Origin of the sequence: Ureibacillus chungkukjangi (genome assembly GCF_003217295.1) — a bacterium.
GTDB lineage: Bacteria > Bacillota > Bacilli > Bacillales_A > Planococcaceae > Ureibacillus > Ureibacillus chungkukjangi.
In genome coordinates, this window is the sequence record NZ_QJTJ01000006.1 from 116168 (window position 1) to 130926 (window position 14759).

A 14759-nucleotide genomic window follows, 5' to 3' on the forward strand; every position below is an offset into this window, starting at 1 on the left:
TGCGGTCACTTTTTATAAAAAACGAAGAAATTTCTTCTATTATAATAAGGAGTGATATATTGAACAATTTACATGAAATCCTCTCTTTTCATTACGTTTATCCACTTCCCTTAAACAAATTTCAAATTCTGATGAAATCTATCGAATCTACGCGCAATATAATAGAAACTTCTCCCTTGGTATTAGCTAAAATTCTTTCGATTTCGACAAATCACGCACGAACTATTTTAAAGAATTATCAGCAGGTATTAGATATAAATTTAGTAGATGTATATCATTCTTCCTCTATCAAGGCCATTACGTTTAATAGTGAATTTTATCCTGAAAGCTTACACGATTTGTTAGACCCTCCAACAGTTCTTTATGCCAAAGGGGATATTTCTTTACTCACTCAGCCTAAAAAAATTGCCATTATTGGATCAAGAAAAGCAACAAATTACTCTAGTCTAGCGTTGGAATATATTATACCGCCACTTGTTGAACAAAATATTGTTATAGTAAGCGGTCTTGCAATGGGAGCAGATAGCTTGGCGCATCGGGCTACGATTCAGTATGGAGGCAAAACCATTGCAGTTTTAGGACATGGCTTTTCCCATCTTTACCCGCCAGAAAATAAGGCCCTTGCTTGCGAAATAGGGGAGAATCATTTACTTTTAACAGAATATCCTCCATATGTTGGGGTCCAGAAATGGCATTTTCCAATGAGAAATCGTATTATTAGCGGTATCAGCAATGCCCTCGTTGTAACAGAGGCTTCTCTAAAAAGTGGGACACTCATCACAACCGAGCATGCTTTAGAACACGGAAAAGATATTTTTGTAGTTCCTGGACCTATTTTAAAAGAACAGTCAAAAGGAACAAATAGTCTACTGCGAGAAGGGGCTATTCCAATTTGGGACGGGTATCAAATCATAGAGGAATTAAAATTGTTTTGAAGGTAAATATTGAAAAAAAGTTGCATTCTTATAAAAACTGTTATACATTTTGCAACAGATACATTTTTTAGGGATACTTACCAAAGTATGTCTATACAAAAATAAACAATTAACCTCTACAAGGGGGAAGAATATAGATGGCAGATTATTTAGTGATAGTAGAATCACCAGCAAAAGCGAAAACAATTGAAAGATACCTAGGGAAGAAATATAAAGTCAAAGCTTCCATTGGTCATGTTCGAGACCTACCAAAAAGTCAAACAGGTATTGATACTGAAAATAACTATGAACCAAAATACATTACCATTCGTGGGAAGGGTCCTGTATTGCAGGATCTAAAATCAGCTGCTAAAAAAGCAAAAAAAATCTATCTCGCAGCCGATCCCGATCGCGAAGGAGAAGCAATAGCCTGGCATTTAGCCCAAGCATTAAATATTGAAATAACTTCCGATTGTCGTGTGGTATTTAATGAAATTACAAAGGATGCTATTTTAGAATCCTTCAAAAGTCCACGTCCCATCAATATGGATTTAGTGGATGCACAACAAGCAAGACGTATTTTGGACAGGCTTGTAGGGTATAACATTAGCCCAATCCTTTGGAAAAAAGTAAAAAAAGGATTATCCGCAGGACGAGTTCAATCCATTGCACTAAGATTTATCATTGATCGTGAAGAAGAGATTAAAAACTTTGTTCCTGAAGAGTACTGGTCGATTGAAGCCATTTTTGAAAAAGGGAAAAAGCAATTTGACTCTTATTACTATGGCAATGGTGAAGAAAAAGTAAAGCTTACAAACGAAGAGCAAGTGAAGACGGTTTTAAGTGGCCTAAAAGGTGATGCGTTCCGTGTTGCCAATGTGGTGAAAAAGGAACGTAAACGTAATGCGGCACCATCATTTACAACCTCCTCTCTTCAGCAAGAGGCTGCACGAAAATTAAATTTCCGTGCTAAGAAAACAATGATGCTGGCTCAACAGCTTTATGAAGGTATTGATATCGGGAAAAAAGAAGGTACTGTCGGGTTAATTACATATATGCGTACTGACTCTACTCGAATTTCGGACACTGCTAAAGCTGAAGCGGTAAATTATATCAATGAAAAATATGGTAAAGAATATGTTGTTGGAGAAGCAAAGCAAGCTAAAAAGGCTGCCAATGCTCAAGATGCCCATGAAGCAATCCGCCCAACAAGTACAATGCGTACGCCAGAGGAGCTAAAGGCAGTATTAAGCCGTGATCAGCTTCGACTATATCGACTAATTTGGGAGCGTTTTATCGCAAGTCAAATGGCTCCTGCGGTTTTAGATACAGTAACAGTAGATTTAGTGAATGGCAATGTTCAATTCCGTGCAAATGGGTCTCATGTAAAGTTCCCAGGTTTTATGAAGCTTTATATTGAAGGAACTGATGACCAAACAGAGGAAACAACAAAGCTGCTTCCAGAGATGGAAGTTGGAGATACGGTGAAGTCGTTAGAGATTGAACCGAAGCAACACTTCACACAACCGCCTCCACGCTTCACAGAAGCACGTCTAGTGAAGGAGCTTGAGGAAAGAGGCATTGGACGCCCTTCTACGTATGCACCGACTCTGGATGTCATTCAAAGACGAGGCTATGTTCAATTAGACGCAAAACGATTTGTACCGACAGAGCTTGGGGAAATCGTCCATCAAGCAACATTGGAGTTTTTCCCGGAAATTATCAACATTGAGTTTACAGCACAAATGGAGCATGATTTAGATGCTATCGAGGAAGGCGCACGAAGATGGGTAGAAGTCATTGATGCTTTCTACAAAGATTTTGAACCTCGAGTAAAGTACGCTGACGATGCAATGGAGAAAATTGAAATCAAGGATGAACCAGCTGGGGAAGATTGCGAGAAATGTGGATCTCCAATGGTTTACAAACTAGGTAGATACGGAAAATTCATGGCTTGCTCGAATTTCCCTGATTGCCGTAATACTAAAGCCATCATGAAACCGATTGGCGTAAAATGTCCAAGCTGTGACACAGGCGAAATTGTGGAACGAAAAAGTAAAACAAAGCGTTTATTCTATGGATGTAACACATATCCAGAGTGCGACTTTGTTTCATGGGATAAGCCAATCAACAGACCTTGTCCAAAATGTAGCTCATTATTAGTTGAGAAGAAGATTAAAAAAGGTACTCAAATTCAATGTACTAAATGTGATTATGAAGAAGCGCCGACACAATAAGAGGCTTACCTGTTTACAATGAGCTTTCTCTTATACTCGGGAGATTCTATTAAGAAAAAATACTTTGCTATGTAGAGACGTAGATACTGACTGAAGCATAATTCTAAATTTTATGAATTCTCACACAATATAATTGCAAAATGCCTTTATAAATTGTTATAATTTATGAGGCATTTTCTTTTTGTCCAAAAATAATAACCAATTCAGTAAAAATAAGTAAGCGTTATACAGGTTTATAGTTAAAATGATGCTTGTTCACAAATATTTTACAAATTTTATTTACTAAATACTTGATATCTTTCCAAGATAGGTTTAGTGTCATAATGTATGTTTTCAAAAGGTGATAGAAAATTTTACAGCCACAAAAATAGTGAATAAAATTATGGTCCATTTATAAACACAATCATTTTTTTATGTAGCGCCTTATTTCATGTGAATTCGTTGGAGGTGTTTTGCTATTGTTTCTAACATTTGCAGAAAGCCTAGATAAGTTTCTCAAATATATTCAACTCGAAAAAAACTTCTCAGTACATACTGTTAGGGAATATGAGTTTGATTTAAATGATTTTCTTAACTTTTTAAAATCAGAAGGAATTTCTAATTTAGAAGAAGTTGAATATATCCATGCGCGGATATATGTAACTAAGCATTACGATGAACAGAAGGCAAGAAATTCGATCTCTAGAAAGATTTCTTCGATACGTTCCTTTTTTAAATACTTAAATCGGGAATTTAATTTAGATGATTCGTCATTCCGTTCACTTTATCATCCGAAAAAGGAAAAGCGATTGCCTAACTTTTTCTATGAAGAAGAGCTTTCACAGTTATTCGAAAGAAATATTGGCGCTGATGACAAATCTGTGCGCAATATGGCTTTACTTGAATTATTGTACGCCACAGGTATCCGTGTAAGTGAGTGTACAGAAATCGATATGCAAGATATTGATTTTCACTATTCAATTATTCGAGTAATGGGAAAGGGTAGAAAAGAAAGGATTATCCCCTTTGGTCAGTATGCACACGAGGCTTTAAGTATCTATCTTGAAACGGTTCGTCCAAAGCTTATGAAAAATCAAAATCACAAAAAGCTTTTTGTGAATATGCGCGGAGGAGAACTTACTCCTCGAGGTGTACGTTATATACTTGACGACATGATAAAGAATGCATCAATGCATACGAAAATTTACCCTCATATGTTGAGACATTCATTTGCCACACATTTGTTAAATCAGGGAGCAGATTTAAGAACAGTTCAAGAACTACTAGGTCACGCAAGTTTGTCATCAACACAAGTCTACACACATGTTACGAAAGAACATCTTCGAAATACTTATATGAATACTCATCCACGAGCTTGATTTTAGGAGGAATGAAAATGGAACAATTCCATGCAACTACCATATTTGCTATTCATCACAACGGAAAGTGTGCGATGGCAGGAGATGGGCAGGTTACATTAGGAAATTCAGTTGTCATGAAGCATACCGCTAGAAAGGTCAGACGTCTATTCAATGGTAAAGTATTAGCTGGATTTGCAGGTTCAGTAGCTGACGCGTTCACGTTATTTGAAATGTTCGAATCGAAGCTGAATGAATATGGTGGGAATTTACAACGAGCAGCAGTCGAGGTTGCAAAGCAGTGGCGAGGAGATAAAATGCTACGCCAGCTAGAAGCTCTTCTTTTAGTAATGGATCAATCGACACTTTTACTTGTATCTGGTACTGGTGAAGTAATTGAACCTGATGATGGTATATTAGCAATTGGTTCGGGCGGTAATTATGCACTATCTGCAGGGAGAGCGTTAAAACAATACTCTGGAGATCACCTAACAGCTAGTGAAATAGCAAAAGCTGCTCTTACAATAGCTGCTGATATTTGTGTTTATACAAACCATAATATTGTAGTGGAGGCGCTTGAAGAATGACAAAACAAAATTTAACGCCAAGACAAATTACAGAACAGTTAAATCGACACATAGTGGGACAAAATAATGCGAAGAGAGCTGTTGCGATTGCTCTTCGTAACAGATATCGCCGCTCACTTCTAAGTGAAGATTTGCAAAATGAAATTATTCCAAAAAATATTTTAATGATTGGTCCAACTGGTGTTGGTAAAACAGAAATTGCACGCCGTATTGCCAAACTAACGAATGCACCTTTCATTAAAGTAGAAGCAACTAAATTCACGGAAGTTGGTTATGTTGGTCGAGACGTTGAATCGATGGTACGTGATTTAGTTGAAAGCTCGAAAAGATTAGTTACAGACGAAATGACGGAAGCTGTAAAAGATGTTGCAGAGCAAAATGCAAATGAGAAATTAGTAAAATTACTGGTTCCATCAAAAGTGAAATCGAAAATGGCTCAAAACCCATTAGAAATGCTTTTTGGTCAAAAAAATGAGACAACTGATGAGGATTCAACTCATGAAGAAACAGAGGTTCGTTCAAAACGTTCGCAAGTTTCGCAAGATTTGAAATCGGGTAAACTTGAGGAAGAATGGGTAACTGTTGAGGTAACTGAACAAAATACACCATTTTTAGATATGATGCCAGGTATGGGAATGGATATGGGTGCTTCTGGAATGCAGGACATGCTTTCTAGTCTTATGCCGAAGAAAACCAAAAAGCGTAAGATGAAGGTGAAGGATGCACGTCGAGTACTAATCATCGAAGAAGCGAATAAGCTAATCGATTCTGATGAGGTAGCCGCCGAAGCAATTCGTCGTGCAGAGCAATCAGGGATTATCTTTATAGATGAAATTGATAAAATCGCTAGTCGAGGAGGCGCATCTTCCGCAGATGTGTCACGTGAAGGCGTGCAGCGTGATATCTTACCGATTGTCGAAGGATCAACAGTTACGACAAAATATGGTCCTGTTAAAACAGATTTCATGCTGTTTATTGCAGCAGGTGCCTTCCATATGTCAAAACCAAGCGATCTTATTCCTGAATTGCAAGGTCGATTCCCGATTCGTGTCGAATTAGATAAGCTTACAAAAGATGACTTTGTTCGAATTCTGAAAGAACCAGATCAATCGCTCATTTTGCAATATAAAGCATTGTTAGAAACAGAAGGTGTAACAATTGAGTTTACAGATGATGCAATTGACAGGATTGCTGAGATTGCAACAGAAGTAAATCAAGAAACTGATAATATTGGTGCTAGAAGACTTCATACTATTTTGGAGCGACTTTTAGAGGAATTATCATTTGAAGCATCTGAAATTACACCTGCACATATCGAAATTACACCAGCATATGTCGACAAAAAACTCGAAAAAATTTCAAAAAACAAAGATTTGTCACAATTTATCTTATAAATCGAGCATTATTAGTTACAATAAATTGTAGAAACCTTTAGAATATTAAGTGAATTATTATAAGCACCCCTTAGGAGGAAATTTTCAAAATGAATTTATTAGCAAAAACACGTAAGATTAACTCGATGCTTCAAGCATCAGCTGGAAAACCTGTAAACTTTAAAGAAATGGCAGACACTCTTGGTGATATTATAGATAGCAACGTATTTATCGTAAGTCGTAAAGGGAAATTGCTAGGTATTTCAATTCACCAACAAATTGAAAATGCTCGTATTCAAAAAATGGTTGAAGATCGTCAATTCCCGGAAGACTATGCACAGCACCTTTTCGATATCTCTGAAACGTCACCAAATATTGATATCAACAGCGAGCATACAGTGTTCCCTACGGAAAACCGTGATCTTTTCAAAAACGGCTTAACAACAATTGTTCCAATCATCGGTGGTGGTGAGCGTTTAGGTACATTAATCTTAGGTCGTATCACTGCAAGCTTTGAAGATGACGATTTAATCTTAGCTGAATATGGTGCAACAGTAGTTGGTATGGAAATTTTACGTGAAAAATCAGAAGAAATTGAAGAAGAAGCACGTAGTAAAGCAGTCGTACAAATGGCTATCAATTCATTATCATATAGTGAATTAGAAGCTATCGAGCATATCTTTGAAGAACTAGATGGTAACGAAGGTTTACTAGTAGCTTCTAAAATTGCGGATCGCGTTGGAATTGCTCGTTCAGTAATCGTAAATGCTTTGCGTAAATTAGAATCAGCTGGTGTGATTGAATCTAGATCTTTAGGTATGAAAGGGACTTATATTAAAGTATTAAATGATAAGTTCTTAACTGCATTAGCTGAAATTAAGATGAAATAATTACGAAACAATAGTAAAGGCTCTGTCACATTTAAATGGCAGAGCCTTATTTTTATGTCTAAAATAATATACATATTTTACTGGGTGCAATTTACTAGTTAATAATAGATAATAGATTAGCTGACCAAGATGCTTAGATTTTTACTGGTTTACACTGTCGAAATAATGGAAATTATGGAGAATTGTGAATCGAAATAAGTCTAAAAAGCGCAAAAATAGTGCAGATTAACTATTAAAAAACAGCAATTGGCAATAGACACTTTGTAGTATTATACTTTAAAATTAAGTTATTGAATTGAAATATAATGTAATATAAAAATAGATTTTGAGGTGAATGGTTTGAATTTATTCGGAGGAACAATCAGCAGCCTAGAAAAAGGTCTGAATTATGCTTCGTTAAAGAATAAAACAATCGCTCAGAACATAGCGAATGTGGATACTCCTAATTATAAGGCGAAAAATGTCAATTTTGAGCAAATGTTGTCGGATGCTAAAGAAGCTTCTACTATATCTGCAAAAAGAACTGATGCAAGACACTATGATTTTCAAATACAACAATCAACTCCAGGTGTTTACAGCTATGATAACTTCAACTATCGCAGTAATGGGAATGGTGTTGATATGGATGCTGAGCAAGCAAGCCTAGCAGAAAATACAATTTACTATAATGCGTTAGTAGAACGAGTTTCTAGTAAGTTCAACACTCTTAACACAGTTATTAAAGGAGGTAGATAGATATGTCTATATTTACTAGCATGAATACAACTGCCTCAGCTTTAACAGCTCAACGCTTGCGAATGGATGTTGTTTCGTCAAATATCGCAAATGTCGACACGACTCGCGCTAAACAGGTGAATGGTGAATGGGAGCCTTATCGCCGTAAATCTGTAACGTTATCTGAAGAAAATGGACAATTCTCTAGTTTCCTAAACCAAGCTATGGGGAAAAAGGAAAATGCGGGGAATGGTGTGAAGGTGACAAAAATCAACGATGATACACAAACACCTTTCAAATTAGTTTACAATCCGACACATCCAGATGCGAACGAGGATGGTTATGTTGAAATGCCAAACGTCGATCTTCTAACTGAGATGGTCGATCTAGTTTCCGCTACACGTTCTTATGAAGCAAATGTAACTGTATTTAACGCTAGTAAATCTATGCTAACGAAAGCATTAGAAATAGGAAAATAATAGACGTGGAAAGGATGAGTTAATTTGGCAATAAATCCAGTATCATTATCTGTTGCAAATACGCAAATAATAGATGAAACAAATAAAATAAAACCAGCTGCTACACCGTTTGAGGCACAGCAATCTTTTGCTAGTACATTAAAAGATGCTATTGCTTCTGTTAATACTCAACAAGTTCAATCAGATGTAATGACGCAAAAGTTAATCAATGGTGAAGATGTTGATTTACATGAAGTAATGATCACCGCTCAAAAGGCGAGTGTAACTTTAAATGCTACGATGGAAGTTCGCAACAAGGCAATTGAGGCATACCAAGAAATTATGCGAATGTCTATTTAACTTCATTTAGCAACTCTTTATCTGCACCGTTTAACTTACGTTATGTAAAATTATTATGCGCAAATGTAAGTCGAATAAAGGTGTATTCATAAAAATCGGGGGATAGCTAATGAATGAACGTTTTACAAGAGTGAAAAGCGACTCGACTCAATTTTGGAAGAGTCGAACTAAAAATCAAAAAGTTGCAATTGTTGGGACATTGATAGGTGTAATTGCACTTGCAGCTATACTTACATACTTCTCAACAAGAACAAAAATGGTACCTCTCTTTACTGAATTATCAGCTACTGAAGCAGGAGAAATCGCTGAGGTTTTAACTGCACAGGGTGTAAAATATGAAATCGCTCCAGGTGGAACGAATATTTTAGTGCCTGAAGAGCAGGTCGATTCATTAACGGTATCACTAGCTGCACAAGGATATCCTGAATCAGGAGAGATTAACAACTCCTTCTTCACTTCAAATGCGGGATTTGGTATGACAGATAATGAATTTAACGTAATTAAGCTTGCTGCTACACAAACAGAATTAGCAAACTTGATCAGAAAAATTGATGGTGTGAAAAATGCCAATGTAATGATCAATATGCCTGAACAAGGTGTATTTGTTAATGACACAGGACAAGAGGCAAGTGCATCCATCGTATTGGATACTGAGCCCGGTCATCAATTTTCAAATGAACAAATTTCCACTTTATATAATCTAGTTTCCAAAAGTATTCCAAACCTTAGTCCAGAAAATATTGTAATCACGAACCAATACTCAGAGTATTTCGATTTAGAATCTGCATCCTCTGGGTCTAATTCAATTGATTCTGTTGATGGTCAAATGCAAGTGAAGAAAACTATTGAACGTGATTTACAAAGACAAGTTCAACAAATGCTTGGCACTCTAATGGGGAATGATAAGGTAGTTGTTTCAGTAACAACAGATATCGATTTCAAACAAGAGAACCGTCAAGAGAATCTAGTTCAGCCTGTAGACGAGGAAAACATGGAAGGACTTGAAATTAGTGCTCAACGAATCACTGAATCCTATTCTGGTGTAGATGCTGCTGCTGGAACACCTGAAGCAGGTGCAGGTACAGATAACTTTGTCGATTATAGTTCAGTAGGAAGCGGTGATGGCGACTACGAAAGAGTCGAAGAAACGATTAACAAAGACGTAAATCGTATCACAAGAGATATTCAAGAAAGTCCATATAAACTGCGTGACATCGGAATCCAGGTAATGGTAGAACCACCAACTCCGACAGATCCTGCTACACTTTCTGAGGATGTAGTAAATGATATCGAGCAAATCCTTACAACTATTGTTCGTACGTCGATTGATAAGGAAGCTGCCGGGGAGCTAACAAACGAACAAATCAATGACAAAGTAGTTGTTTCAGTTCAGCCATTCTATGGTAATGACGCTGCAACAGGTGAAGAAACACCAATCATTCCATGGTGGATTTGGGTAGTCGGTGGAATCCTAGTTGCTGTAATCTTATTACTTGTATTCTTTATCGTTCGTTCTAGAAGACGTAAAGAAGCAGAAGAAGATTACTCAATTATCGAAGAACAAGAAGAGCTAATAGTTAGTGACATAAATCAAGAAAAAGAAACTGAAGGAACAATACGTCGTAAACAGCTTGAAAAAATGGCGAAGGAAAAACCAGAAGACTTTGCAAAGTTGTTACGCAGTTGGATTACCGAAGATTAATGGGGGTGTTCGAACATGTCCAAAAAGGAGAAAGAATTGTCAGGAAAGCAAAAGGCTGCTTTGCTGTTAATTTCTTTAGGGCCAGAAGTTTCTGCTTCTGTATATAAGCATTTAAACGAAGAGGAAATCGAACGTCTTACGTTAGAAATCTCAAGTGTCAAAAAAGTAGAACCCGGTATTAAGGAAGATATCATTGAAGAATTCCACCATATCGCGCTTGCACAGGATTATATTTCGCAGGGTGGTATTGGATACGCAAAAACGGTATTAGAAAAAGCATTGGGGCAAGATCAAGCACAAGCAATTATTAACCGTTTAACATCATCTCTACAGGTACGCCCGTTTGACTTTGCTAGAAAAGCTGACCCTGGACAAATCTTTAACTTTATACAAAATGAACATCCTCAAACAATTGCACTTATTTTATCTTATTTAGATCCTGGACAAGCTGGTGTCATTTTGTCGTCTTTACCACAGGAAGTTCAGGCTGATATAGCAAAACGTATTGCCATGATGGATTCTACTTCTCCTGAAGTAATCAGTGAAATTGAATCCATCCTAGAACGTAAATTATCATCCACTGTTACACAGGATTACACAGAAACTGGTGGCGTGGACGCAGTTGTTGATGTATTAAATGGAGTAGACCGTCAAACAGAAAAAACAATTCTCGATGCGCTAGAGATTCAAGATCCAGAGCTAGCTGAAGAAATTAAAAAGAGAATGTTTGTATTCGAAGATATTGTTACATTGGATAATCGCTCGATTCAACGTGTTATTCGTGACTGTGAAAACGAAGACTTACTATTATCCATGAAGGTAAGCAGTGAGGAAGTTAAGGATATTCTATTCCGCAACATGTCACAGCGTATGGCTGACACATTTAAAGAAGAAATGGAAATTATGGGACCTGTTCGACTGCGCGATGTTGAAGAAGCCCAATCAAGAATTGTGGGTGTGATTCGCCGCCTAGAGGATGCAGGAGAAATCATCATAGCTCGTGGTGGAGGAGATGACGTAATTGTCTAGAATCATCCGCTCAAACAATGCAATTCAAAAAAAACAAGAACAAGTAAAAATCCAGGTGCGTAATTTGTTCAAGGTTGATTTTGAAGGAGAAGGTAATTTTCAAGAACCAACCTTAACGATGGAGGAAATTAATGCGGAAAGAGACCAGATTTTATCCATTGCCAAAATGGAAATTGAAGCTCAAAAGCAAGAATTTGAACGATATCGACAGGAACAAATAGAAAATATTGATCAGCTCAGAAAAATGTGGGAAGAAGAAAAACTTGTTTTAGAGCAAAATGCTTACGATCAAGGCTTCCAGCAAGGCTATGAAGAGGGTATGAAAAAAGCTCAAGTCGATATGCAGGAAGCATATTCTCTTGCAAACAAAATCATTGATGATTCTCGTTCAATGGCACAAAGCTATATCGAAGAGCAGGAGCGAGTTATTTTAGAGCTTGCAATATCAGCCTCTGAACGTATTATTGGCACTTCTTTAGATAGAGATGATGAGGTTTTCTTATCAATCATTAAAAGAGGTGTAAAAGAAGCTAGAGAAATGAAAGAAGTTAAAATCTATGTTTCACCAAGATACCATCAGCTTGTTTCACAGCATCGCGAGGAGCTAGTTGAAATGTTCCCAACAGATGTTCCATTACTAGTTTTTGTTGATGAAGAATTGAACGAAACCGAGTGTTATATAGAAACTAACCATGGTCGAATCGTTGTATCAGTAGATGAACAGTTAAGTGAACTACGTATAAAGCTAAATGAAATTTTAGACAGTAAGGAATGATAGGATGAAAGCGGCTCAATTAATAGATACAATTCCAGCTATTGAAACGTTCAAGAAATTCGGTAAAGTTAATCGAGTTGTCGGTCTGATGATTGAGTCTCAAGGTCCTGAAAGTTCAATCGGTGATGTGTGTAAAATTCATGTACAATCACCGAAAAATGGTCACCAAATAATTTTAGCAGAAGTGGTAGGATTTAATAATGAATTTGTTGTTCTAATGCCGTATACTTCAATTCGTGAGATATCAATTGGATGTCTTGTAGAAGGGACAGGAAAACCACTTGAAGTAAAAGTTGGTCCTGAGCTTATCGGAAAAGTACTAGATTCGATGGGTAATCCTTTTGATGGTTCAGCTCTTCCCAAAGGATTAGCAACTGTTCAAACTGAACAGGAGCCTCCTAATCCTTTAAAGAGACCACCTATTGAAGATCAGCTTGAGGTTGGGGTAAAAGCAATTGATGGAATGCTCACTGTTGGTAATGGTCAGCGGGTTGGGATTTTTGCTGGCTCGGGTGTTGGAAAAAGTACATTGCTTGGAATGATAGCTCGAAATACCAAGGCTGATTTAAACGTTATTGCTTTAATAGGAGAGCGTGGACGTGAAGTACTAGAATTCATCAAAAGAGATTTAGGTGAAGAAGGCTTGAAGCGCTCGATTGTAGTAGCAGCTACAGGCGATCAGCCAGCACTAATGCGTATTAAAGGAGCTTTTACAGCAACTGCAATTGCCGAGTACTTTAGAGATCGAGGAATGAATGTCATGTTAATGATGGATTCAGTTACTCGTGTTGCGATGGCCCAACGTGAAATCGGTCTTGCAACAGGTGAACCACCAGCTCAAAAAGGGTATACGCCATCTGTGTTTTCGATTCTACCGAAGCTACTAGAACGAACAGGTACAAATCAACATGGCTCCATAACTGCATTCTATACAGTATTAGTAGATGGTGATGATATGAATGAGCCTATCGCTGATACTGTTCGAGGAATACTTGATGGACATATAGTTTTAGACCGTACATTAGCAAACAAAGGACAATATCCAGCTATCAATGTTCTCAAAAGTGTAAGCCGCTTGATGAATCATATATCTCTACCAGAACACGTCAAGGCAGCTGAAAGACTTCGAGAACTATATTATACGTATGCAAAATCTGAGGATTTAATAAATATCGGTGCTTATAAACGAGGTACCTCAAGAGAAATAGATGAAGCAATTCAATATGAACCACTGATTACTAACTTTTTAAAACAAGGCTATAAAGATAAAGTATCGCTAGAAAGTACTGTAGAAGAAATTATCGCATTATCAAATGGTGGAGGTAGGTAATGGTTCAATATACATATCGTTTTGAGAAGATATTGACGATCCGTGAGCAAGAGAAGCAACAAACAGAGGCAAGCTATAAAGAGGCGGTACGTGCCTTTGAGGAAGTAGCTACTAAACTATACGATCTTTTAAAGAAAAAGGAAGATTTAATTACCTATCAAAATGATCGTTTAGCTGTTGGCTCGTCTATTGATCAAATTCACCATTTTGCTACTTTTATAGATACTTTAGAGCGCTCAATTGCAGAGGTTCAGCAAAAAGTGGTTCAGGCTCGTGCGAAGATGACTTGGCATGAACAAAAGTTATTAGAGAAAAATCTAGAAATACGTAAGTTTGAAAAAATGAAAGAAAAAGATTTTGCAACCTTCAAGAATGAGCAGGATAGAGAAGAAATGCTTTATCTAGATGAGCTCTCAACACTTATGTACTCAAAAAAAGAATTTAGGTGATTTCATGGCAAAGAGTAAAACTAAAAAAGTAAATACAGCAACGCATGAAGATAACTCACCAGGTATTTTTCAAAAGCTCATCTTTTGGTTCATTATCCCGTTATTATTTGTTGTTGCGATTCTATTAGTAGTAGCTACCTTTACTAACTTTAATGTTTTTGAGAAAGCAGCAGAGCTTACGAATCTAAAGGATACTACAGAGGAAGCAACAGCAGGCAATGATACGGAGCAATATAATGAGAAAATCGTAGGCTTAGAAGCAGAAGTGAAAGAAAAAGAAGCTGAAATTGAAAAGCTGCAAGGAGATTTAGAGAAGGCGAAGGCTGAAAATCAAGAAGGTCTTATAGTACAAGAGCAGCTACAATACGAGATTGATAAGCTTCAGCGTGATCAAACAGAAGCGAAGAAAGAATATGAGGATATCTTAAAATCCTTTGAACAAATGTCTGCAAAATCAGCTGCACCAATCTTAGTTGAAATGAGCGATGATGAGGCAGTGAAAATTTTAGCCAATATGACGCCAGATGTTTTATCGGAAATATTAGCTAAAATGAGTCCAGCAGATGCGGCTCGTTACACTGAACTATTATCGAAATAGACCTTA

15 protein-coding genes are annotated in these 14759 nt (G+C 37.0%); all 15 read left to right on the forward strand.

Features of this window, described 5'->3' with window-relative positions; genetic code table 11:
* Positions 1–176: 176 nt before the first annotated feature.
* Entirely contained in the window at positions 177–935 is a 759-nt protein-coding gene (gene dprA / locus BJ095_RS06965) for a DNA-processing protein DprA (protein ID WP_235867597.1), read from the forward strand.
* A 137-nt stretch (positions 936–1072) separates the two neighbouring features.
* A complete protein-coding gene (gene topA, locus BJ095_RS06970; protein WP_107933985.1) occupies positions 1073–3151 on the forward strand; it encodes a type I DNA topoisomerase in 2079 nt (692 codons plus the stop codon).
* 458 nt (positions 3152–3609) lie between these two features.
* Complete coding sequence (gene xerC, locus BJ095_RS06975; protein ID WP_107933986.1) at positions 3610–4509, forward strand: tyrosine recombinase XerC; 900 nt, start codon at positions 3610–3612, stop codon at positions 4507–4509.
* A gap of 17 nt (positions 4510–4526) precedes the next feature.
* Entirely contained in the window at positions 4527–5075 is a 549-nt protein-coding gene (hslV, locus tag BJ095_RS06980) for an ATP-dependent protease subunit HslV (RefSeq protein ID WP_107933988.1), read from the forward strand.
* The gene (gene hslU, locus BJ095_RS06985; protein WP_107933989.1) at positions 5072–6469 is read left to right on the forward strand and encodes an ATP-dependent protease ATPase subunit HslU; all 1398 of its coding nucleotides are present in this window, start codon (positions 5072–5074) and stop codon (positions 6467–6469) included. Before hslV ends, hslU begins: the two co-directional genes overlap by 4 nt.
* Before the next feature lie 89 nt (positions 6470–6558).
* A complete protein-coding gene (codY, locus tag BJ095_RS06990) occupies positions 6559–7338 on the forward strand; it encodes a GTP-sensing pleiotropic transcriptional regulator CodY (RefSeq protein ID WP_110561292.1) in 780 nt (259 codons plus the stop codon).
* Positions 7339–7677: 339 nt separating this feature from the next.
* A complete protein-coding gene (gene flgB / locus BJ095_RS06995; protein WP_107933993.1) occupies positions 7678–8073 on the forward strand; it encodes a flagellar basal body rod protein FlgB in 396 nt (131 codons plus the stop codon).
* 2 nt (positions 8074–8075) lie between these two features.
* A complete protein-coding gene (flgC, locus tag BJ095_RS07000) occupies positions 8076–8531 on the forward strand; it encodes a flagellar basal body rod protein FlgC (RefSeq protein WP_107933995.1) in 456 nt (151 codons plus the stop codon).
* Between the two features lie 24 nt (positions 8532–8555).
* A complete protein-coding gene (fliE, locus tag BJ095_RS07005; protein WP_107933996.1) occupies positions 8556–8870 on the forward strand; it encodes a flagellar hook-basal body complex protein FliE in 315 nt (104 codons plus the stop codon).
* 109 nt (positions 8871–8979) lie between these two features.
* Positions 8980–10572, forward strand: a complete 1593-nt coding sequence (gene fliF, locus BJ095_RS07010) for a flagellar basal-body MS-ring/collar protein FliF (RefSeq protein ID WP_107933999.1) — start codon at positions 8980–8982, stop codon at positions 10570–10572.
* 15 nt (positions 10573–10587) lie between these two features.
* The gene (gene fliG / locus BJ095_RS07015; protein ID WP_107934001.1) at positions 10588–11601 is read left to right on the forward strand and encodes a flagellar motor switch protein FliG; all 1014 of its coding nucleotides are present in this window, start codon (positions 10588–10590) and stop codon (positions 11599–11601) included.
* A complete protein-coding gene (gene fliH / locus BJ095_RS07020) occupies positions 11594–12376 on the forward strand; it encodes a flagellar assembly protein FliH (protein ID WP_107934003.1) in 783 nt (260 codons plus the stop codon). Before fliG ends, fliH begins: the two co-directional genes overlap by 8 nt.
* Before the next feature lie 4 nt (positions 12377–12380).
* Positions 12381–13706: a flagellar protein export ATPase FliI gene (gene fliI, locus BJ095_RS07025; RefSeq protein WP_107934004.1), complete on the forward strand. Its 1326-nt coding sequence runs from the start codon at positions 12381–12383 to the stop codon at positions 13704–13706.
* Positions 13706–14155: a flagellar export protein FliJ gene (gene fliJ, locus BJ095_RS07030; RefSeq protein WP_107934006.1), complete on the forward strand. Its 450-nt coding sequence runs from the start codon at positions 13706–13708 to the stop codon at positions 14153–14155. Before fliI ends, fliJ begins: the two co-directional genes overlap by 1 nt.
* Positions 14156–14159: 4 nt before the next feature.
* Positions 14160–14753 carry a MotE family protein gene (locus BJ095_RS07035; protein ID WP_107934008.1) on the forward strand — a complete coding sequence of 198 codons (594 nt, stop codon included), beginning with the start codon at positions 14160–14162 and terminating at the stop codon, positions 14751–14753.
* Positions 14754–14759 lie beyond the last annotated feature (6 nt).